Origin of the sequence: Pseudarthrobacter sp. C1, assembly GCF_034720455.1 — a bacterium.
Lineage (GTDB): Bacteria > Actinomycetota > Actinomycetes > Actinomycetales > Micrococcaceae > Arthrobacter.
In genome coordinates this window covers 1-21,867 of record NZ_JAYESK010000010.1, presented here as the reverse complement: position 1 = coordinate 21,867, position 21,867 = coordinate 1, and the positions used below count along the sequence as shown (strand labels likewise).

Annotated in this window: 15 protein-coding genes and 2 pseudogenes; 13 read left to right on the top strand and 4 right to left on the bottom strand. The window is 67.2% G+C overall.

The features are described 5' to 3' along the window. Positions 1–22: 22 nt before the first annotated feature. Entirely contained in the window at positions 23–1,579 is a 1,557-nt protein-coding gene (locus tag U7114_RS15825) for a glycoside hydrolase family 32 protein (protein ID WP_323057897.1), read from the top strand. Positions 1,580–1,658: 79 nt separating this feature from the next. Here U7114_RS15825 and hxlA read toward each other — a convergent pair. Next, positions 1,659–2,281: pseudogene (gene hxlA, locus U7114_RS15820) on the bottom strand (3-hexulose-6-phosphate synthase). Between the two features lie 48 nt (positions 2,282–2,329). After that, positions 2,330–2,947, bottom strand: coding sequence for a 6-phospho-3-hexuloisomerase (gene hxlB, locus U7114_RS15815; RefSeq protein WP_323057896.1), 618 nt, complete (start codon positions 2,945–2,947; stop codon positions 2,330–2,332). A 193-nt stretch (positions 2,948–3,140) separates the two neighbouring features. Between hxlB and U7114_RS15810 the strand changes: the two genes are divergently transcribed. Both U7114_RS15810 and U7114_RS15805 read left to right on the top strand, forming a co-directional pair. Beyond that, positions 3,141–4,364, top strand: coding sequence for a response regulator transcription factor (locus tag U7114_RS15810; protein ID WP_323057970.1), 1,224 nt, complete (start codon positions 3,141–3,143; stop codon positions 4,362–4,364). Positions 4,365–4,458: 94 nt separating this feature from the next. Next, positions 4,459–5,271: an IclR family transcriptional regulator gene (locus U7114_RS15805; RefSeq protein ID WP_157239871.1), complete on the top strand. Its 813-nt coding sequence runs from the start codon at positions 4,459–4,461 to the stop codon at positions 5,269–5,271. Between the two features lie 25 nt (positions 5,272–5,296). On the opposite strand, the gene U7114_RS15800 is transcribed toward U7114_RS15805, so the two are convergent. Further along, entirely contained in the window at positions 5,297–5,983 is a 687-nt protein-coding gene (locus U7114_RS15800; RefSeq protein ID WP_104996383.1) for a GntR family transcriptional regulator, read from the bottom strand. Between the two features lie 107 nt (positions 5,984–6,090). On the opposite strand from U7114_RS15800, the gene U7114_RS15795 reads away from it, so the two are divergent. From U7114_RS15795 to U7114_RS15780, 4 genes are read left to right on the top strand one after another with little or no spacing between them, the layout of a single operon-like run. Beyond that, the gene (locus U7114_RS15795) at positions 6,091–6,849 is read left to right on the top strand and encodes a 5-oxoprolinase subunit PxpA (RefSeq protein WP_323057895.1); all 759 of its coding nucleotides are present in this window, start codon (positions 6,091–6,093) and stop codon (positions 6,847–6,849) included. 57 nt (positions 6,850–6,906) lie between these two features. Continuing rightward, the gene (locus tag U7114_RS15790; RefSeq protein ID WP_157239868.1) at positions 6,907–8,259 is read left to right on the top strand and encodes an MFS transporter; all 1,353 of its coding nucleotides are present in this window, start codon (positions 6,907–6,909) and stop codon (positions 8,257–8,259) included. Between the two features lie 15 nt (positions 8,260–8,274). Beyond that, positions 8,275–9,993, top strand: coding sequence for a 5-oxoprolinase/urea amidolyase family protein (locus tag U7114_RS15785; RefSeq protein WP_323057894.1), 1,719 nt, complete (start codon positions 8,275–8,277; stop codon positions 9,991–9,993). Positions 9,994–10,000: 7 nt separating this feature from the next. Next, positions 10,001–11,779 carry a biotin carboxylase N-terminal domain-containing protein gene (locus tag U7114_RS15780; RefSeq protein ID WP_323057893.1) on the top strand — a complete coding sequence of 593 codons (1,779 nt, stop codon included), beginning with the start codon at positions 10,001–10,003 and terminating at the stop codon, positions 11,777–11,779. A gap of 55 nt (positions 11,780–11,834) precedes the next feature. On the opposite strand, the gene U7114_RS15775 is transcribed toward U7114_RS15780, so the two are convergent. Continuing rightward, positions 11,835–12,767, bottom strand: coding sequence for a LysR family transcriptional regulator (locus tag U7114_RS15775; RefSeq protein ID WP_157239862.1), 933 nt, complete (start codon positions 12,765–12,767; stop codon positions 11,835–11,837). Between the two features lie 159 nt (positions 12,768–12,926). On the opposite strand from U7114_RS15775, the gene U7114_RS15770 reads away from it, so the two are divergent. The 6 genes and pseudogenes from U7114_RS15770 to U7114_RS15745 all read left to right on the top strand — a co-directional run. After that, the gene (locus tag U7114_RS15770) at positions 12,927–14,231 is read left to right on the top strand and encodes an aromatic ring-hydroxylating dioxygenase subunit alpha (protein WP_323057892.1); all 1,305 of its coding nucleotides are present in this window, start codon (positions 12,927–12,929) and stop codon (positions 14,229–14,231) included. Next, positions 14,228–15,643: a ferredoxin reductase gene (locus tag U7114_RS15765; RefSeq protein WP_323057891.1), complete on the top strand. Its 1,416-nt coding sequence runs from the start codon at positions 14,228–14,230 to the stop codon at positions 15,641–15,643. Before U7114_RS15770 ends, U7114_RS15765 begins: the two co-directional genes overlap by 4 nt. A 262-nt stretch (positions 15,644–15,905) precedes the next feature. Then, positions 15,906–17,882 carry a BCCT family transporter gene (locus U7114_RS15760; protein WP_321215011.1) on the top strand — a complete coding sequence of 659 codons (1,977 nt, stop codon included), beginning with the start codon at positions 15,906–15,908 and terminating at the stop codon, positions 17,880–17,882. A 9-nt stretch (positions 17,883–17,891) separates the two neighbouring features. Further along, on the top strand, positions 17,892–18,869 hold the full coding sequence (gene purU, locus U7114_RS15755; RefSeq protein ID WP_157239856.1) for a formyltetrahydrofolate deformylase: 978 nt from the start codon (positions 17,892–17,894) through the stop codon (positions 18,867–18,869). Between the two features lie 38 nt (positions 18,870–18,907). Next, positions 18,908–21,415 (top strand): GcvT family protein, encoded by a 2,508-nt coding sequence (locus tag U7114_RS15750; protein WP_321215012.1) that lies wholly within the window; start codon positions 18,908–18,910, stop codon positions 21,413–21,415. Positions 21,416–21,509: 94 nt separating this feature from the next. After that, positions 21,510–21,867 (top strand): annotated as a pseudogene (locus U7114_RS15745) (endonuclease); the annotation flags it as partial.

Here is a 21,867-nt window from a genome sequence, read left to right as displayed (position 1 = left end):
GCCCCCTGAGAGGAAGTCAACGATGACATCTGCCTTTTCCCGTCGCCGTGTCCTGCAAGGCACCGGAGCAGGAGCACTCGCCCTGCTCATGGGCGGCACGATCCCTGCCACGCCGGCCTGGGCCAAGCGCTCACTGCGGGCGGTTTATCACATGACGCCGCCCTCGGGCTGGCTGTGCGATCCGCAGCGCCCGGTGTTCCTGGGCGGTGAGTACCACCTCTACTACCTGCACTCCACGCAAAACAACGGCCAGGGCGGCTGGGACCACGCCACCACGGCAGATGGCGTGGCGTTCACCCATCACGGCGATGCGCTGCCGCTGCAGCCGGACTTCCCCGTGTGGTCCGGATCCGCGGTGGTGGACACTGCCAACACCGCAGGCTTCGGTGCCGGCGCCATCGTGGCCCTTGCCACCCAGCCCACGGACGGCATCCGCAAGTACCAGGAGCAGTACCTCTACTGGTCAACCGACGGCGGCTACACGTTCACCGCGCTGCCGGACCCGGTCATCGTGAACACGGACGGAAGGGCCGCCACCACGCAGGCGGAAATCGACAACGCCGAATGGTTCCGGGACCCGAAGATCCACTGGGATACGGTGCGCAACGAGTGGGTCTGCGTGATCGGCCGGGCCCGGTACGCGGCCTTCTATACGTCCCCGAACCTGCGTGACTGGCAGCTGAAGCGCAACTTCGACTTCCCCAACCCCGCGCTGGGTGGCATCGAGTGCCCCGATCTGTTCGAGATGACGGCTGACGACGGCACCCGGCATTGGGTGCTGGGCGCCAGCATGGACGCCTACAGCATCGGACTGCCCATGACCTACGCCTACTGGACCGGCACGTGGGACGGCACGCAGTTCCTGGCTGACGACGTCAGCAATCCGCAGTGGCTGGACTGGGGCTGGGACTGGTACGGCGCGGTGACGTGGCCGGCCGTTGAGGCACCTGAGCGCCGGCGGTACGCGATCGGCTGGATGAACAACTGGAAGTACGCCGCCCGCGACGTTCCCACAGATGCAACCGACGGCTACAACGGCCAGAACTCGATCGTGCGCGAACTGCGCCTCGAACGCCAGCCGGGCGGTTGGTACTCCCTGCTCAGCAGCCCGATCGGGGCGCTCGCGAATTACGCCAGCTCCGCCACCACGTTCCCCGGCCGCACCGTGAACGGCAACTACGTGGTGCCCTGGAACGGCCGCGCCTACGAGCTGGAACTCGATATTTCCTGGGAGGCCGCAACGAACGTGGGGATCTCCGTGGGCCGCTCCGCTGACGGCGCCCGCCATACGAACATCGGAAAGTACGGCAACGAGCTCTATGTGGACCGCGCGCCGTCGGACCTGGGCGGCTTCTCGCTGGTGCCGTACACGCGCGCAGCAGCGCCCATCGACGCGGCCGCGCGGTCAGTGCACCTGCGCATCTTCGTGGATACCCAAAGCGTTGAGGTGTTTGTGAACGCCGGCCACACGGTGCTCTCGCAGCAGGTGCATTTCGCCGACGGTGACACCGGGATCTCCTTCTACACGGACGGCGGCCCTGCGACCTTCTCCGGCATCACCATCCGTTCGTTCCAGTAGCCGGCCACGCGAAGCGGCGGCCCCCACGAGTCCGTGGGGGCCGCCGTCGGGTTGCGGGAGGTGGATGATCGGCAGGAAGCTAGCTGATCGCGGCCCGCAGTTCCTTGGCGGCGACGGCGGGATCGTCGGCGCTGTAGATGGAACCGCCGACGACGGCCACGTCGGCCCCGGCGCGCTGCACGGCTCCGATGGCGGACAGGTTCACGCCGCCGGCCACCGAGAACGGCACGCGGGCCTCTTCTCCTGCGCTCAGCAGCACGTCCAGGTTGTAGCCCGGCTTGGCCTGCTCATCCAGGCCGGCATGGAACTCGATGAACTTGGCGCCCAGGGCGCGGGCTTCCTGGGCGCGGGCCACCTTGTCCGCAACGCCGATCAAGTCCACCACCACGCACTTGTTGTGGGCCGTGGCGGCCTTCACGGCGCCGGCAATGGTGGAGTCGTCGGCGCTGCCCAGGACGGACACCAGGTCCGCGCCCGCGGTGAAGGCGATTTCGGCCTCGAGCTCGCCGGCGTCCATGGTCTTCATGTCCGCGAAGACAATCTTGTCCGGGTGGGGGTCTTGACGGCGGTCACGGCCGAGAGCCCGGCGTTCTTGATCAGCGGGGTGCCGAGCTCGATGATGTCCACGGACTCGGCGACTTTGCCGGCCAGGTCCAGGGCGGCTTCGACGGTGAGGACATCCATGGCTACCTGCAGTTTCATGTTCTATCTCTTTCGGTTGTGAAACGGACTTGCGGGGGGAGAGGGGGCTTATTCGAGGTTCGCGTGCCGCTGCCAGAGGTCCTCCGGGGCGGCGGCGTCCTCGTCCCACAGGCTTTGGAACACCGCCTCCGTGGTGGCAAAAAGCACCTGCTCAAAGAGGCTCCCGGAGTACTGCCGGGTCACCGCCGAGCCGTGGTCCGTCTTCTGTGCAGCCGGAATGAGGACGACGGCGGCGGCAGCGGCCGCGAGCGGGGAACCAGCGCTGGTGGTGTAGGCGGCCACGCGGGCGCCTTGGGCGACAGCGGTTTCCGCCGCTGTCACCACGCCGGCGGTGGTGCCGGAACCCGAGGCTGCGAGCAGCAGGTCCCCGGCACGGATGGCCGGTGCCGTGGTTTCTCCCACCACATGCACTGTCAGCCCGAGGTGCATCAGCCGCATCGCCGCCATCTTCAGGACCAGGCCGCTGCGTCCGGCGCCGGTGACGAAGATCCTGTCGGCCAGCCGAAGCTCGGTCACCAGGGCTGCGATCTCTGCGGCGTCCACGTGCTGGAAGACCCTGCTGACCTCGTCCAGGACCAGGGCCCGGTTGCGGTCAAAGGCCCGGGCTGTGCCGGTCAGGGCTGGATCAGCCGGGGCCGCCGGGTCTGTTGCGGCGATGGTGCTCATGCTCGTACCTCCTTGAACGTTGTGATCCTTCAATGCTCGCCCGTCCGTTGGGTGGGTCCAACGCCATGATTGGACGGTCCCGGCTACCCAAAGGGGTGGGTCTCCTGCGCCCGGCCCGTACACTGGGCAGGTGGAACGCGCCAACAACACTGCCTTGCTTGAAGCCGCCGCCGCCCTGGCCGCGGCTCCCCTTATGGACATCGCCCACCGGCTGCGGGCGGCCCTCAGCCCCTACTGGGAATCAAGCGCCCTGGTGATTTTCACGGAAGACTGCACCGGCCGGCCGCAGAAGAAGGCCGGTGCCGAGGCCATCATCAGCCGCGTGTCGATCGCGGAACTGGACGCCCTCCGCACCCCGCTCGCCGGTGACGGTTACGGGGCGGGCGGCGCCGCCTGGCGCGGTGAAGCCGTGTTCGGCGGCGAACTGCGCCCGGTCCTCGCGGTTTCCTCGCCCAGCAATGCACTGCTGGTCCTCTCCGACCCGCAGCCCGGCCAGGCCTCCGGGACCGGGCCGGACCCGCAGTGGGTCCTGCACTACCTCTGGACGATGGCAGCCGAGCGGATCCGCGAGAAGGTGGCTGATGCGCCGCCGTCGTACCTCATCGAGTCCCGCGCGGCCTCGGCCGAGCGCCTGCGTGTGACCGCCGAGCTGGTGGACCGGCATTCCACCACCCTGGAAACGCTGCTCGCCGCGCTGAGGTCGCCGGCGCTGGCCGACGCCGCCGCCAGGACGGCGGCAACCGACGTCGCGGCCAAGGCCCTGGTGGGGCTCCGTACGCTCAGCGACCGCACCACGGACCTCGTGGAGGAGCCCGTTGCCTCCGCATTCCAGCGCCTGCGCGAGGACCTGCGCCCGCTGATGAACTTCAGCGGCATCGACGTCCAGTTCGTCGAGCCGCCCGTTAACGGCCGGGCACTTCCCGGCGAGGTGGCGCACGCCGCCAGGGCGATCGTCCGCGGCCTGGTGCTGGCCATGGTGGACCAGCAGGGAGTGCGTCGGATCCGCACCCAGTGGGATTGCGACGGCGTGAACCTGCTGGTCAATGTGCGCGACGACGGTCCCGGCGAGCTTTCCGCCACCGCACCCGCCGTGGCACGCCTCGTCCAGCGCGTGGAGGCGCTCAACGGCAGCATGGGTGTGGACGTCATGCCGGGCTGGGGCGCCGACGTGGCCGTCACCCTTCCGCTCGACCCGCCCAGCCGCCCGCCGGCCGACATTGCCGGCTGGAACCTGGGGGACCGTGAGCTGGAGGTCCTGCAGCTCCTGGCGGCGGGCCAGCGGAACCGGGGCATCGCCGCGAAGCTCCACATCAGCGAGAACACCGTGAAGTTCCACCTCCGCAACCTCTACCGGAAGATCGGCGCCTCCTCCCGCACCGAAGCCATGGCGCTCGCGCACAGCAACGGCCTGCGCTGACCTCCAGTTCGCTGGCTGCCCGTGCACCGTGTCCTGATGCGGGAGTCCCGGTGCGGTGATTTCACGCTGCGCAGGCTACTTGAGAGTATTAGTCATGGCTTCCAACAACGATCGCGAACCCGACGCCGATACCGAGGCGGGCCAGCACGGCGGCGTCCAGTCCGTGGACCGTGCCCTCGCCGTCCTGGAGATCCTGGCGCGGGACGGCCACGCCGGGGTGAGCGACATCGCCGAGGAAATGGGCATCCACAAGTCAACCGTCTCGCGGCTCCTGGGTTCGCTGGTGAGCCGGGAAATGGTCCACCAGAACAGCGAGCGGGGAAAGTACCAGCTGGGCTTCGGCATCCTGCGGCTGGCCAGCTCCATTCCGGGGCGGCTCAGCCTGGTCCGCGAGGCCCGGCCCGTCCTCGAGGCCCTGGCGGAGGAATTCAAGGAGACGGTGAACCTGGCCGTCCTCCGATCCAACTATGCCGTCAACGTGGACCAGGCGATGGGCCCGTCAACCCTGGCCACCTACGACTGGGTGGGAAACCTGACACCGCTGCACGCCACCTCGAGCGGCAAGGTGCTGCTGGCCGCGCTGCCGGCGGAAGACCGGGACCGCATCCTGAAGGAGACGGGACTCCCGGCGCGGACGCCCCGGACCATCACCAACCGGAAGGAACTCGAAACCCAGCTGATCGACGTCGCCCGCGAGGGCTACGGCGTAGTGCGGGAGGAGTTCGAGATCGGGCTGACTGCCGTTGCCGTTCCGGTCTACAACCATCTGGGCGCCGTGATCGGGGCCATCAGCATTTCCGGGCCGGCGTTCCGCTTTGATCCGGAAACTGCCCCTGGGCTTATCGAAGCACTGAAGCAGGGCGGGCTCCAGGTCAGCGCCAGGATGGGTTACACCGGGCGCCGGTGACTGGGCGCCGCTGCGGCGGCTTGATTCACTCCGGGTTGTCCCCGTGCACGTTGCTGAGGTTGTCCTCGGAGCGGTCCAGGTACGCCAGCAGGAGATCCGCGGCGCGGTCCAGTTCGCCGGACTCCAGCGCCGCGCAGATGGCCTCGTTGTCCGCCAAATAGTGCTGGTAGAACTGCGCGTCCACTGTGGCTTTGTGGAAGAACAGCCGCATTTCCGCCAGGACCTGGCTCATGATGCTGTTCAGCCGGGGGCTCCTGGCCATGGCAACAATGGCGCCGTGGAAATGCTGGTTTGCGGTGCCCAGGGCTTCATTGTCTCCAGCCGCGGCGGCGCGTTTTCCTTCCTCGACGGCGGCCCGGACGGCGGCGACGTCTTCCGGACTCCCGCCCGCGCGCAGGGCGCTGACTTCGATGGCGCGGCGGACCGTGTAGACGTCATGGACATCCGCTGCCTCGAGGCTGGCCACAAAAACGCCCCGGTTGGGGTGCCGGACCACCAGCCGCTCGCTGGCCAGTTCCGCGAAGGCCTCCCGCACCGTGTTGCGTGAGACGCCCAGGTCCTCCGCGATGGTGGATTCGGTAAGGCGTGCCCCGGGGAGCAGGGCCCCCTCCGCCAGCTGCAGGCGGAGTTCGTCAGCCACCCGTTCCGCCACGGAGGGGACGGCCACCCGGAGGCGGCCTGCGGAGCGGAGTGTGGTCTCTTGAGCGGGCATACTTCAGAATTTACACGATCGTCACATCGTGGAATCGAAGGATTGTTGAACAATCCGTAGATTTAGGGCATCCTAGTAAAGACCGCTCAATGAGATGGAGATCACAAGTGGCAAGCATCGACCTGAACAGCGACGTTGGCGAATCGTTCGGACACTGGACGCTTGGCGACGATGCCGCCATGTTCCGTTCCGTCACCAGCGCCAACGTGGCCTGCGGATTCCACGCCGGCGATCCCAGCGTGATCCGCCGCACCTGCCGCGAGGCCACGGCCGCCGGCGTTGCCATCGGTGCACACGTCGGCTACCGGGACCTCGCCGGTTTCGGCCGCCGCTTCCTCGACATCCAACCCAATGAACTGGCCGATGACGTGGTGTACCAGATCGGTGCCCTGCAGGCGCTGGCCGCCACCGAGAGAGCAAAGGTCCGTTACGTGAAGCCGCACGGCGGCCTTTACAACGCGATCATCCACCACACCGCCCAGGCGCAGGCCGTCGTCGACGCCGTGAAATCGGTTGACCCGGGCCTGCCGATCATGGGCCTTCCCGGTTCCGAAGTCCTGCGGCTTGCAGGGGAAGCGGGCCTGCGTGCGGTTCCCGAAGCGTTCGCGGACCGCGCGTACAACCCGGACGGAACGCTCGTCTCCCGGTCTGAACCGGAAGCGGTCCTTTCCGACCCCGCCGAAGTGGCGGAGCATGTATTACGGATGGCCACCGAGGGGTCCGTCAGGACCATCGACGGTTCCATCCTGAAGATCCGCGCGGAAAGCATCTGCGTGCACGGTGACTCGCCGGGGGCCGTAGCCATGGCCGCTGCAGTGAAGTCCGCTCTCGGGGACGCCGGTGTCAGCATCGGCTCGTTCCTCTAAACCTGTTCCCGGCCGCTCACCGGCCCCGCACCATCCCCTCACCCCCGGAGGAAAAACATGACCAGCACCAACAAGGCAGCAAGGACCGCGGCAAGGAAGCCGCCGCCCGGCGCGCTCAAGGCCTACATTGCCAGCCTCACCGGCACCTCGCTTGAGTACTACGACTTTGCCATCTACTCCGTCGCCTCTGCGCTGGTGTTCCCCAAGATCTTCTTTCCCTCAAATGACGAGTTCGTCGGGCTGCTGCTCTCCTTCTCGGCCTTCGCGGTGGGGTACCTGGCCCGTCCCATCGGCGGCGTGATCTTCGGCCGCCTCGGCGACAAGATCGGCCGCAAGTACGTCCTCGTGTTCACCCTGGTGCTGATCGGCGTCGCCACCGTCCTCATCGGTGCCCTGCCCGACTACTCGGTCATCGGCGTCGCAGCCCCCACCATCCTGGTGCTCCTGCGCCTGGCCCAGGGCATCGGCGTCGGCGGTGAATGGGGCGGTGCGGTCCTGCTGTCCAGCGAATTCGGCGATCCCAACAAACGCGGCTTCTGGTCCTCGGCTGCGCAGATCGGCCCGCCGGCCGGCAACCTGATGGCCAACGGCGCCCTGGCAATCCTGGCGGCCACGCTCAGCACCGAGGCCTTCCTCTCCTGGGGCTGGCGCGTAGCCTTCCTCGCCTCGGCCATCCTGGTGGTCTTCGGCCTCGTGATCCGCCTCAAGCTGGAGGAAACCCCGGTCTTCAAGGCCATCCAGGCCAAAGGCGACCGCCCCAAGGCGCCCATCAAGGAAGTCTTCACCACCGAACCCCGGGCCCTGGTCTCGGCCGCCCTCTCGCGCCTCTGCCCCGACGTCCTCTACGCTCTGTTCACCGTGTTCGTGGCCGTCTACGCCACCAAGGAACTGGGCATGACCACGGGCAACGTGCTGGCGGCAATCCTCGTCGGATCTGCTTTCCAGCTCTTCCTGATCCCGGCCGCCGGCGCCCTCACCGACCGCCTCAACCGCCGCTGGGTGTACGGCGTTGCCGCCGCCGCAACCGCCGCCTACATTCCGCTGTTCTTCCTGATGATCCAGGGCAAATCGGTGGTAATGCTGACCATCGGCGTGGTGATCGGCCTGGCCCTGCACGCCTTCATGTACGGGCCGCAGGCCGCCTTCATCACCGAACAGTTTCCGGCCCGCCTCCGCTACGCCGGCAGCTCGCTGGCCTACACCCTGGCCGGCGTCATCGGCGGCGCCGTGGCCCCGCTGATCTTCACCGCCCTGTACGGCGCAGCATCCGGCGGCTGGCACCTGATCGCCGGGTACATCCTCCTGACGGCCATCATCACCATTGTGGGCATGCGCCTGGGCCGCGACCCGCAGCCCGAGGCCGACCTCCGCCTGCTCCACGACGGCCACGCCCAGGAGAGCCACGCCTGACCGGCGCGGATTGCCATGGAAACAGTCACCAACCCCGCCACTGCGCGCGTCCTCGCCGCCCGTGTTTTGGCCGTACGGCCGGTAGGCACGACGGCGGTGCTCGCCGAACTCTCCGGGCTCCACGACGTGCTGGCGCTGCAGGCCCTCCTGCTGGAGCATCCGCTGCCCGGCCAGGTGGAGGTCCTCGCGGCCGCCGAAACCGTGATGGTCAAGGCGGATTCGCCCCGGGCCGCACGGCGGATGGCGGCCCGGCTGCTGGAGCTGGACCTGGCGGTGCACGCGCAGCCGGAAGGCAGGCTCGTGGTCATCGAGGCCGTGTACGACGGCGAGGACCTCGCTGACGTGGGCAGGCTCACCGGCCTCGGTGCCGAGGGAGTGGTAGCGGCCCACACGGGGCAGGTCTGGACCGTGGCCTTCGGCGGCTTTGCCCCGGGCTTTGGATACATGGTGGGGGAGAACCAGCTGCTGGAAGTCCCGCGCCGGAGCTCCCCGCGGACTGCCGTCCCGGCCGGATCCGTGGCCCTTGCAGGCAACTATTCCGCCGTCTACCCCCGGCAGTCCCCGGGCGGCTGGCAGCTGATCGGCCGCACCGCCGCCCGGATGTGGGACCTGTCCCGCGAGCAGCCCGCCTTGGCTGCCCCCGGGGACCGGGTGCAGTTCCGGGCGGTGCGGGAACTCGTGGAACTTTCCGCCCCGGAGGCTGATGCCGCGAATTCCGAAGCACCGGCAGCCCGGGAACAGGCCGGCCGTTCCGGACTGCGGATCCTGTCGCCCGGGCTCCAAAGCCTGGTCCAGGACCTTGGCCGGCCCGGCTACGGCGGCCTCGGTGTTTCCGCAGCCGGTGCGCTGGACCGTTCCTCCCTGCGCCGTGCCAACCGCATCGTGGGCAACGAGCCAGCTGCCGCCGTCGTCGAAACCGTTGCCGGCGGCCTGCGCGTGCAGGCCGTGGGAGACCAGGTGCTGGCTGTCACCGGCGCGCCGGCGGCACTGACTGTTGCCACGCCGTCGGACGTTCCCGCCGGCCCCGAAGCTGCGGATGCGGACGACGCCGGCCTGCCGGAGCGGGTGCGCGAGGTGCCCATGGCCACGGCATTCGCCCTGCTGGACGGCGAAACCCTGACCCTTGGCGCGCCGGAACGGGGCTTCCGCACCTACCTTGCCATCCGGGGCGGCCTGGACGCCGAAGCCGTGCTCGGCAGCCGGTCCACGGACACCATGTCCGGGATCGGGCCTGCGCCGCTGGCCCCGGGGCAACTGCTTGCCGCCGGAGCCGCCACGTCCTCCAACGTGGTGGGAAATCCTGAGGTGCAGCCGGACTTCCCGGACACCGGTGTGACTGTCCTGGACGTCGTGCCCGGTCCTCGGGATGACTGGTTCGGCGCCGCCGCACTGGAATCGCTCTGCACCCAGGACTGGAGCGTCACGCCGCGCTCCAACCGGGTGGGCATGCGCCTGGACGGTGAGCCGCTCCAACGGAGCCGGGACGGGGAACTGGCCAGCGAGGGGACCGTTGCCGGCGCCATCCAGGTCCCGCCGGAAGGGCAGCCCGTGTTGTTCCTGGCGGACCACCCCATCACGGGAGGCTACCCCGTGATTGGCGTGGTGGTGGACCACCAGCTGGACCTCGCCGCCCAGGTGCCCATTGGCGGCCGCATCAGGTTCCGTTGGGCCCCCGGCTACGGCCTGCCCCTTGAACCGTCCAGCACTTCCCTCAACGTTTCCCAGAAAAAGTGAGCAGCACATGCGCAAGGTCCTGATTGCCAACCGCGGAGAAATCGCTGTCCGCATCGCCCGCGCCTGCGAGGACGCCGGCCTGGAGTCCGTCGCCGTGTACGCGGACGTCGACGCGGACGCCATGCACGTCGGCGCCGCCACGGAGGCCTACAGCCTGGGCGGCAACGCGCCGTCGGAAACCTACCTGGATATCCCCAAGCTGCTTGCTGTCGCCAAGGAGTCCGGAGCGGACGCGGTGCACCCGGGATACGGGTTCCTGTCAGAGAACGCCGACTTCGCCCAGGCCGTGCTGGACTCCGGCCTGACCTGGATCGGGCCGGCACCGGAGGCCATAAGGCTGCTGGGCAACAAGATCACGGCCCGCGAAATCGCCGTCCGGGCAGGCGCGCCCCTGGTGGCCGGCAGCGACGGGCCGGTGGCCTCGGCCGGCGAGGCACGTGCCTTCACGGAAGAACACGGCCTGCCCATCGCCATCAAGGCAGCCTTCGGCGGCGGCGGACGCGGGCTCAAAGTGGTCCGTGAAATGGACCAGATCGAGGAAGCCTTCGACTCGGCGGTCCGGGAAGCGGTGGTGGCCTTCGGCCGCGGCGAGTGCTTCGTGGAGCGGTACCTGGACCGGCCCCGGCACGTGGAAGCGCAGGTCCTGGCGGACCGGCACGGCAACGTTGTGGTGGTGGGAACGCGCGACTGCTCCCTCCAGCGCCGGCACCAGAAGCTGGTGGAGGAGGCGCCCGCGCCCTTCCTCACCGAACAGCAGACCAGCCAGATTTACGCCGCCGCCAAGGCAGTCTGCCGCGAAGCCGCCTATACGGGGGCGGGGACGGTGGAGTTCCTGGTGGCCGCCGACGGCACGGTGGCGTTCCTTGAGGTGAACACGCGCCTGCAGGTGGAACACCCCATCACCGAGGAGACCACCGGGGTGGACCTGGTCCAGGAGCAGCTGCGGATCGCTGCCGGTGAGCCCCTGCGCCTCGCGGCCGATCCCGAACCCCGCGGGCATTCGTTCGAATTCCGGCTCAACGCCGAGGATGTGGGGCGGGGGTTCCTGCCCTCGCCCGGAACCATCGCCACGTTCAGCGGCCCAACGGGTCCAGGCATCCGGCTGGATTCGGGAGTCCGGGCCGGATCCATCGTTGCGCCGCAGTTCGATTCGCTGCTGGCCAAGCTGATCGTCACCGGCGCCGACAGGCAGCAGGCGCTCCGCCGGGCCCGCCGTGCGCTGGCGGAAATGGAAATCACCGGCGTGGCAACCGTGCTGCCGTTCCACCGGGCCGTCGTCCAGGCGCCGGACTTCACCTCGGAAACCGCGCTCCGCATCCACACCCGGTGGATCGAAACGGACTTCGCGGGATCCATCCCGGCGGATCCCGGGTTCAGCACAACCGCTCCGGACGGTGCCCGGCGCACCATCACCGTCGATGTCGACGGCCGGCGCCTCGCCGTCGGTCTTCCCGCGGCCCTGCTGGACGGCTGGGCACGTTCCGGCGCCGGCCTGCCTGCAGGCGTTTCGCCGGCCGGGCATTCTTCGGAGGGGGAGCGCGACGGCGGCGCCGCGGCTCCCGCTGCGGACCCCAGTGAGCTGCGGGCGGACATGGCGGGGACCGTGGTGAAGTGGCTCGTGGAACCGGGCGCCGAAGTGGCGGCGGGGGACCCCGTCGTCGTCCTTGAAGCCATGAAGATGGAAACCCAGGTTGCCGCCCACCGCGGCGGCACCGTCACGGAGATCCGGGCGAAAGCAGGCGGCGTAGTGAGTGCCGGGGCAGTCCTGGCGACGATCGCGGGTTAACCGGGAAACAAACGCGGAACCGTGGGGCCACCCGGCGGATGTGCTTTCGCAGCGCTCAGAGATTCTCTTCGGGCCGGGCGGTGAGGATCCGATTGGCGTTGACCTGCAGGATGCCGAGCGACTCCTGGATCAGGGGTGAGGCGATGCTGCCCCTGCGCACGGCCGCGACAATGCGGCGCGTGGGCTTCGTTTGACCGGTGATGCGTAGCCGAACCACGTTTTCGGCACCATGCAAAGGCGCCAGCCGGGGCAGCAGGCCGACGCCCAGCCCCGCACCCACGAATGCGATGTGGGTTTCCCATTCAACGGCTTCATGGGCAATCCGCGGTGTCACCCCGACTGCCGTGAACGCCGCGGTGAAGAGGGAATGATAGGTGGATCCGGCGGACTCCGTGATCCAGGGTTCCGATGCCAGCTCTTCAAGCGTCGCTGTTTGGCGTGATGCAAGCGGATGGTCACCGGGAATGATCACGTCCAGCGGATCGTCGAGCAGGACTCTCTGCTCGAAGCGCGGATCGTCCTCACCGTAACTGTCGGACTGCATGGCGACGATAACTGCAAGGTCGATTCGTTCCGCAATCAACAAGTCGAAGCAGCGGGCCGGATCAGCCTCAAGGACCTGCACCTCCAGCAGGGGGTGTGTTGAGCGCAGCGTGGCGGCCAGCGGTGCGAGCAACTGGGCGGCTGCAGAGGAGAATCCGCCGAGGCCAAAGTGGCTCTGCACCTGGTCGCCGGCCTCCATGGCTGCGGCGCGCAGGCTCTCCCATTGGGCAATGAGGGGATCCGAGCCCGCCACGAGAAAGCGTCCCGTGGCGGTAAGCCGCACGCCCCGGCCGTCCTTCGCCAGCAGCTGCATTCCCAGCACGCGCTGCAGCTCCCGCAATTGCGCGGAGACGGCAGATGGAGAATAGCCCGTGAGCTCCGCGGTCCCGCCTATTGTGCCGCACCGGGCGAACACGCGAAGTGTGATGAGCCTCGGATCGATCATGCGTCTATTCTGCATGGTTATCTTCAAAATCTTGCGCTTTTGTTGCAGCTGATGTGTCCCTAATCTCATCATTACAAGTTCTTCGACCAGGCCGTTAGCACCCGCGCACCCGTGGTCACCCCGCAACACCCACTACCCATGCCTCCCGGGAGGAAACCCATGACTGCTTCAGTGAACGTGCCCCTCAATTCACGCGGAAGACTCGCTGCATCATTGCCTGCCGAGCAGCTGGCGGAAATTACCGCGTTGTTTGAGTTCCGGCGCACTGGATACTCCCTCGATGCCCCCTTCTACACCGATCCCTCGATCTTCAAAATCGACATGGAGGCCATCTTCGGCCAGCACTGGATCTTTGCCGCCAGCACCGCCGAACTGCCGGAGCCGGGCGACTACGTCACGGTCGACTATGGGCCCTACTCCCTGATTGTGCTGCGCAACGACGATGGTGCCGTGAACGTCCTGCACAACGTATGCCGGCACCGCGGCGCCCGCGTTCTCACCGAGGCTGCCGGTTCAACCGGAAACCTGGTCTGCGGCTACCACTCCTGGACCTACTCGCCGGAGGGCAATTTGATCCATGCCTCCGCCCCGGGGGAAACGAAGTTCGACAAGAGCTGCTTCGGCCTCAAGCGCGCCCACGGACGCGAGGTCGCCGGACTCATTTTCGTCTGCATTGCGGATGAACCGCCGGCGGACTTTGACGAGACCTCAAAGATCTTTGAGCCCTACCTGGCGCCCCACGATCTCTCGAAGACAAAAATCGCCTACCAGCAGAACATCATTGAAGAGGGCAACTGGAAGCTCGTCATGGAGAACAACCGTGAGTGCTACCACTGCGACGGCCACCCTGAGCTCGCCTGCTCCCTCTTCCCCACCTGGGGCCTGACGGAAGGCCTGATCCCGCCCCATCTTGAGGAAGTGTGGGACCGGAACAAGGAGGCCCAGTCCTCCCTTGAGGAGCGTTGCCGCCGCTACGGCCTTCCCTACGAGGTGGTCGAGCAGCTTGACACGCGCATCGCGGGAATCCGCATCTCACGGGAATCGCTCGATGGAGAGGGCGAATCGTTCTCCGCGGATGGTCGGAGGCTTTCCAAGAAGCTGCTGGGTGACTTGCCCGACTTCCGCCTTGGCCGCTGCTCGATGCACCTGCAGCCCAACAGCTGGTTCCATTTCCTCGGCGACCACGTCATCACGTTCGCTGTCTTCCCCATCAACGAACACCAGAGCCTCGTACGCACCACCTGGCTGGTGGCCGACGACGCCGTGGAAGGCATCGACTACGACCTGGAGAAGCTCACCCACACCTGGAAGCAGACGAACCTGCAGGACAAGGCGTTCGTGGAGCTGTGCCAGCAGGGCGCCGGCAGTCCCGCCTACGAGCCCGGGCCCTACATGAAGAGCGAATACCAGGTCGAGGCATTCATCAACTGGTACGTGCAGCGCGTGCAGGAGCACTTGGCGTGATTGAACTCCTCACTGAAACGGCAATCCAGGAACCACAGCGTATTCGCGGTCTTGAGATGCCGTGGAACAGGGTGATGGGAAACACCGAGACACCCGCCCGGGCAGCCCGTGCACTGGGTCCATGGCATCCGCAGGAGTTCATGGCCGAATGCGTCGAGACCGTTCCCGAGGCCGGCGCCATGATGACCTTCGTGTTCCGCCGATGCGACGGCGCGCCTTTGGCGTTCCGTGCCGGCCAGTACGTGAACGTCGCATTTCCCGTGAATGGCGAGGACCAGGAGCCGGTGGACCGCAGCTACTCGCTGTCCAGCTCGCCCACCGAGCCGTGGACCTTCAGCATCACCGTCAAGTGCGACCCCACGGGACTGGTCTCGCCCTGGGTGCACGAGAACGTCAAACCCGGCACCGTTCTTGAGATGCTGGGACCGGTGGGAGCATTCCACCTCCCAGATGCCGACCGACGTGCACGGTATCTCCTGCTTGCCGCCGGCGCAGGCATCACGCCCATCATGTCCATGGTGCGGACCATCCATTCCCTGCCCGGACACGCCGATGTTGTGGTGCTCTACCACGGCTCGGATCCTGGAGGCTTTGCCTTCCACCGGGAATTGGCCTATATCGCCTCCGTGGACTCGCGCGTCAAGGTCTACTACTCCCTCGGTGACCGCAGCGTGCCGGAGGGATGGGAAGGGCTCCGTGGAAGGCTGACGGCGGCCACGCTCGAGGAGGTGGCCCCCGACGCCAACGGCCGCCAGGTGTACGCATGTGGTCCCGAGGGTTACCTGAACACGGCCACCGAGCTGCTCAAGAAGGTCGGCGTCGACGACACTTCCATTTACATGGAGTTCTTCTCGGGAGACCGCCAGACGCTCCTTGAATACCAGGCGGAGGTAGCACTTGCAGCCGACGTCGCGGAGGAAATCGCCGAGGAGATCTCCGAATCCGCCGAGGACTACTTTGAAAGCCAGCCCGCCGCGTTCGGGCTCTACGAGCCTGGCTACGACGCTGACGGGACTCTGCAGGCCTCCGGCATGCCGCTGGAAATCGCCGACCCGGACACTCCCGGCTCCGACCCCTCCGCCGACAGCCCGGGCGGTGAGCCGGAAGCCGGTTCCCCTGATGCCTCGAGCTTCGACACGGTGGGAACAGGCAGCCTCACCATGTCCTTCATGCGTACCCGCGTCAATGTGCGGATCGACCCCACCGAGCGCATCCTCGAGGTGGCCCAGCGGGCGGGCGTCAGGATCGGCGCGAACTGCAAGGAAGGCATGTGCGGCTCCTGCAAGGTCGTCAAGCTTTCAGGGGAGATCGAGATGAACCACCAGGGCGGGATCCGGGCGCGGGAAATCTCTGCGGGCAAGTTCCTGCCCTGCTGCTCCACCGCGCAGACGGACCTGGTGATCGATGCCTGACCCCCTGTTCCGGCCCGCTGTCAAGGCGTGGCCGGAACCTCTGAAATAGGGCTTAAGACTTCAGAAAAACCTTGACACGCGGCCGCTATGCAGGCCACTCTGTTGCTTATCGCGAGACGTGTTGATCTTTACGGAACAACTGCCGCGATGGAAGCAAAGCTGACCTTGATGACCGAATGCCAGGAAGACCCCGATCTTCCGCCCGGCTTGGGGACGCCGGAGTACAGCGTCAAAACCGAGAATTCAAACCAAAGGACTTGACATGGCTTTGAGCAGCGACATCCGCCCGGATGCCCAACCCCCTCTCGAGATGGAAGAGCCCAAACCCGTTCCTGCACCGGAGCACGCTCCTTCCGCCCACGACTCACACGACGCGGAGGACACCGAACAAATCATGCAGGAACTCCGCCAGACCAGGGCCGAACAGGCTGTGGCAGAACGGCGGAACCGTAAGCTCACCCTCGACAAGGCCACCTTCGGCATCACCGGTGTCCTCGCCCTGGCCTTTGTGGCCTGGGGCTTCCTGGGCCGGGACAGCCTGGCCGCCACCTCAACACTCGCCCTGGGCTGGGTCATGGAGTACACCGGCTGGCTCTTTATGGTCCTGGCCTCGTTGTTCGTTGTGTTCGTCCTCTGGCTGGCCCTGGGCAAGTGGGGCAATATTCCCCTCGGCAAGGACGGCGAAAAGCCCGAGTTCCGCACCGTTTCATGGATCGCCATGATGTTCGCTGCCGGCATGGGTATCGGCCTGATGTTCTACGGCGTTGCCGAACCGCTCTACCACTACATTGCGCCGCCACCCGGCACCGTGGACGGACGGACCCCCGCAGCCATCCAGACGGCCATGGCCACCTCCATCTTCCACTGGACGCTGCACCCGTGGGCGATGTATGCCGTCGTTGGCATCGCCATGGCCTACGGCACATACCGCCTGGGCCGCCGGCAGCTGATCTCGGCAGCGTTCACGTCGCTGTTCGGCATCAGGACGGTAGAAGGCCCGGTGGGCAAGTTCATCAACATCCTGGCGATCTTTGCCACGCTGTTTGGCACGGCCGCGTCCCTGGGCCTCGGCGCACTCCAGATCGGCAGCGGACTGACATCCAACGGGTGGATCGGCGAGATCGGCACACCTGTACTGGTGGCCATCGTTGCCATCCTGACCGCCTGCTTCGTCGCCTCGGCAGTGTCCGGCATCAGCCGCGGCATCCAGTGGCTGTCCAACATCAACATGGTCCTCGCCGTGATCCTGGCGCTGATCGTCTTCGTGGCCGGACCCACCCTGTTCATCCTCAACCTCATTCCGGCCGCAGTAGGCGACTACGCCAGGGACCTGGCCGAAATGTCCTCGCGGACCGAAGCAGTGGGGGACGAGGCGCTGCGCACCTGGATGTCCGGCTGGACCATCTTCTACTGGGCCTGGTGGGTTTCCTGGACGCCGTTCGTGGGCATGTTCATCGCCAGGATCAGCCGCGGACGCACCATCCGGCAGTTCGTCACCGGCGTCCTGCTGGTTCCCAGCATCGTGAGCGTCATCTGGTTCGGGATCTTTGGCGGCACGGCCTTCAAGGTCCAGGAAGACGCGGACAAGGCCGGCACCCCGGGCCTGGTCTCCATGGCCAGCGGTTCACCGTCCATCGACTTCGACGGAGCCCTGTTCGACCTGGTCCGGAACATGTCCATGCCTGCCTGGCTGACCACAGCCGTTATTGTCCTCGCCATGGTCCTGGTGGCCATCTTCTTCATCACCGGTGCCGACTCGGCGTCGATCATCATGGCGTCCCTGAGCTCCAACGGATCCTCCGACCCGAAGCGCGGGCTCGTCATCTTCTGGGGCCTGCTCACCGGCGCAGTCGCCGCCGTGATGATGCTGGCCGGCGGTGATGAGCCCTCCGAGGCGCTGTCCGGCCTGCAACGCATCACCATCGTGGCCGCCCTGCCGTTCGTGCTGGTCATGCTGCTGCTCTGTGTCGCCCTGGTCAAGGACCTGCGGCGGGACCCGCTGTCCCTGCGGCGGCGGCTGGCTGACTCCGTAGTTGAGCGCGCCATCCGCACGGGCGTTGACCAGCATGGCGGCGTCCAGTTCGACCTCGTCACCAAGCATGAATGCGGCGAACGCTGCCCGGACGGCACCTGCCGGGGAGACAGTCCAGGCAGTGATGCAGCCAGCAGCGATTCCCCGAAAGCGGGCTCCACCAACGGTGAACCCGCTGACGCCATCAAACCGGCACCCACACTTTAGGAGCACACCATGACCATCGTTATCGAGAACATCCCGTCAGGCACCGCCGCTGTCGGCGCCCCTGCCAGCAGCACCGCCGCAGCCGCCGCAGCCACGGCGGGCCCCACCACGCGCCAGGCCCAGTTCGTCCTTACCCTGTCCTGCCCGGAGCAGCCCGGCATCGTCCGGGCAGTCACGGCCTTCCTGGCGGACCGCGGCTTCGACATCGTGGAGCACCAGCAGTTCGACGACCACGTCAGCGGCAAGCTCTACCTCCGCACGGCCTTCACCCTTGGCTCCGACATCCACCAGGAGAACGGGCTCAACCACCAGGACGTGGAAGGCCTCAGCTCGGCCTTTGCGCCCATCGCCGCTGAGTTCGCCATGGACTTCACCATCAACGACGGCAGGCCGCAGCGGCTCCTGGTGATGGTCTCGAAGTTCGGCCACTGCCTTAACGACCTCATCTTCCGGTGGCAGGCCGGGAGCCTTGGCGCGGAGATCGCCGTCGTGGTTTCCAACCACGAGGACCTGCGTCCCATGGCGGAAGCCGCCGGACTGCCCTTCATCCACGTCCCGGTGACGTCGGCCACCAAACCCGAGGCCGAGGCCCGGCTCCTGGAACTGGTGGCCGAGTACAACGCGGACCTGGTGGTCCTGGCCCGCTACATGCAGGTCCTTTCCAACGATCTGTGCGAAAGCCTCCGTGGCCGCGCCATCAACATCCACCACTCCTTCCTGCCCGGCTTCAAGGGCGCCAAGCCGTACCACCAGGCCTATGACCGCGGCGTGAAGCTCGTCGGAGCCACCGCCCACTACGTGACGGCAGACCTTGATGAGGGACCCATCATCGAGCAGGAGGTGTTCCGGGTGGACCACAGCCTCGACGCGGACGCCCTGGTGACCGTGGGCCGCGACGCCGAAACACAGGCGCTGGCCCGGGCCGTCAAATGGCACTGCCAGCACCGGGTCCTGCTCAACAACACCCGCACCGTCGTCTTCCGCTAACGCCAACGCCCGCCAAGCTAACAGGAGAAACAAGACCCATGAGCGCATCACCACGCGTTGTCATCATCGGCGCCGGCATTGTCGGAACCAACCTTGCCGACGAACTCGCCACCCGCGGCTGGACCAACATCACGGTGGTGGAACAGGGCCCGCTGGAACTTGCCGGCGGCTCCACGTCGCACGCGCCGGGCCTGGTGTTCCAGAACAACCCGTCACGGACCATGACCGAATTCGCCACCTACACGGTGAACAAGCTGCTGGCCCTGAGCAAGGACGGCCAGTCCTGCTTCAACCAGGTGGGCGGCCTGGAACTGGCAACCACCCCCGAGCGCCTGGCCGACCTCAAGCGCAAGATGGGCGTGATGACCTCCTGGGGCGTCGAAAGCCGGATCGTCGACGCCGACGAATGCGAAAAGATCTACCCCCTCCTGAACACGGGCAAGCTCACCGGCGGCCGCGAAGTCCTGGGCGGCCTGCTCATCCCCACCGACGGCCTGGCCCTGGCCGCCCGTGCGGTGCAGCTGCTGATCGAACGCTCCAGCGAGCGTGGCGTGACCTTCCTCGGCTCCACTACGGTGACCGGCATCGCCCGGGAGGGCGGCAAGGTGACCGGCGTCGAAACCGGCAACGGACTGATCCCGGCGGACATCGTGGTGTCCTGCGCAGGTTTCTGGGGCCGTGAACTCGGCAAGATGGTGGGCCTGGAAGTCCCGCTGCTGCCGCTGGCCCACCAGTACGCCATCAGCACCCCGCTGCCCGAACTCGAGGGCGTCAACGAGCTTCCCAAGGGCGCCGGCAAGCCCATCCTGCGCTACCAGGACAAGGACCTGTACTACCGGGAATGGGGCGATCGCATCGGCATCGGCAGCTACGCCCACCGCCCCATGCCGGTGGACATGTCCGCCCTGCCGAAGGTCGCCGCAGAGGAAATGTCGGACCACCGCATGCCCTCCCGCCTGGAGTTCACCCTGGAAGACTTCCTGCCCGCCTGGGAGGACAGCCAGGACCTGCTGCCGGCGCTGCGCAGCTCAGCGATCCAGGACGGCTTCAACGGCATCTTCTCCTTCACCCCGGACGGCGGCCCGCTCATGGGCGAGGCGCCCGAGCTCTCCGGCTTCTTCGTGGCCGAAGCCGTCTGGGTCACGCACTCGGCCGGCGTGGCCAAGGCAATGGCGGAGCTGCTGGTGGAAGGCCGGTCCCGCACGGACCTGCACGGCTGCGAGCTCACCCGCTTCGAAAAGGTCCAGACCTCCGATGCGTACGTCAGCGAGACATCCCAGCAGAACTTCGTGGAGATCTACGACGTGATGCACCCGCTGCAGCCCAGGGAATCTCCGCGGGACCTGCGCGTGAGCCCGTTCAACGTCCGCCAGAAGGAACTGGGAGCGTTCTTCCTGGAGTCCGCCGGCTGGGAGCGGCCGCACTGGTTCGAGGCCAACCGCGGCCTGCTCGAGGAGCTGCCGGCCGAGTGGCAGGCGCCGGAGCGGGACTCCTGGTCCGCCATGTTCTCATCCCCCATCTCGGCGGCCGAGGCGTGGAAGACGCGTACCGCCGTCGCGCTTTTCGACATGACGCCGCTGAAGCGGCTGTCCGTGGTGGGCCCGGGAGCGCAGGCGCTGCTGCACCGGCTCAGCACCGGCAACATCGCCAAAAAACCGGGCGCAGTCACGTACTGCCTGCTGCTGGAGCACGACGGCGGCATCCGCAGTGACGTGACCGTCGCGCGGCTGGCGGAGGAGGACTTCCAGCTGGGCGTGAACAGCAACGTGGACTTCGACTACCTCCGGGTGGAGGCCCGGAAGCAGTCCGCTGCCGATCCAAGCCAGTGGGTGCATGTCTCCGACATCACCGGCAGCACCTGCTGCATCGGGCTGTGGGGCCCGCTGGCGCGCGAAGTGATCGGCAAGGTCAGCTCGGACGACCTCACCAACGACGGCCTGAAGTACTTCCGCACCAAGGAAATCTCCGTGGGCGGCATCCCGGTGACAGCCATGCGGCTCTCCTACGTGGGCGAACTCGGCTGGGAACTCTACACCACCGCCGAGTACGGGCTGAAGCTCTGGGACCTGCTGTTCGAGGCGGGCCGGGAGCACGGCATCATCGCCGCCGGCCGCGGCGCCTTCAACAGCATGCGGCTGGAGAAGGGGTACCGGCTGTGGGGCACGGACATGACGTCCGAACACCACCCCTACGAGTCCGGCCTGGGCTTCTCGGTGGCCAAGGACAAGACCGGTTTCGTGGGTTGTGAGGCTCTCGCCGCCCGCAAGGAGCAACCCGCCACGCGGGCGCTGCGCTGCCTGACGGTCGACGACGGCACGTCCATCGTGCTGGGCAAGGAACCGGTGTACGCGGACGGTGCTGCGGTTGGTTACGTCACGAGCGCCGCCTACGGCTACACCGTCCGCAGGCCGATCGCCTACGCTTGGCTGCCGGCGTCGGTATCCGAGGGCGACTCGGTGGAGATTGAGTACTTCGGCAAGCGCATCGCAGCCACCGTCACCCCCGAACCGCTCTTCGACCCGGGCATGGAGCGCCTCCGCGGCTAACCGTTCGCGGGAGGGTACGACATTTGCCCCCGGGTTCCCGTCCTCAGGTCGAGGCCCGCGGTTAAATGTCGTACCCTGCCGCGATGATTTTGGTATGGGGAAAGCGGCGGTGGCGAAGGCGTTTGCGGACATGAATGCCGCTCTTGCCGTGCTCATTGCCGAGGCGGACGGGTGCGGTTCGGAGCCGTTTTCCGCTGCTGATCCGCTGGCCGGGCTGGCCGACGGGTGCCTGGACATCCTTGCCGGGGCCGCCGGGGTCCAGGCCAGGGTGGCGGGGCTGGTGGTCAGCGCTGCAGGGACTTACGCCGCCACCGCACGGGCGGCCGCCCCGCCGGACCCGCAAGTGCAGGCGCTTGAAAGGGCTATCGCCGCCGAGATCAGCTGTGTCATGGCCATCGGTGACCGGGCAGCCGGAGCCCTGCTGGCCCGCTCCCACGCCCTGAGCACCTCCC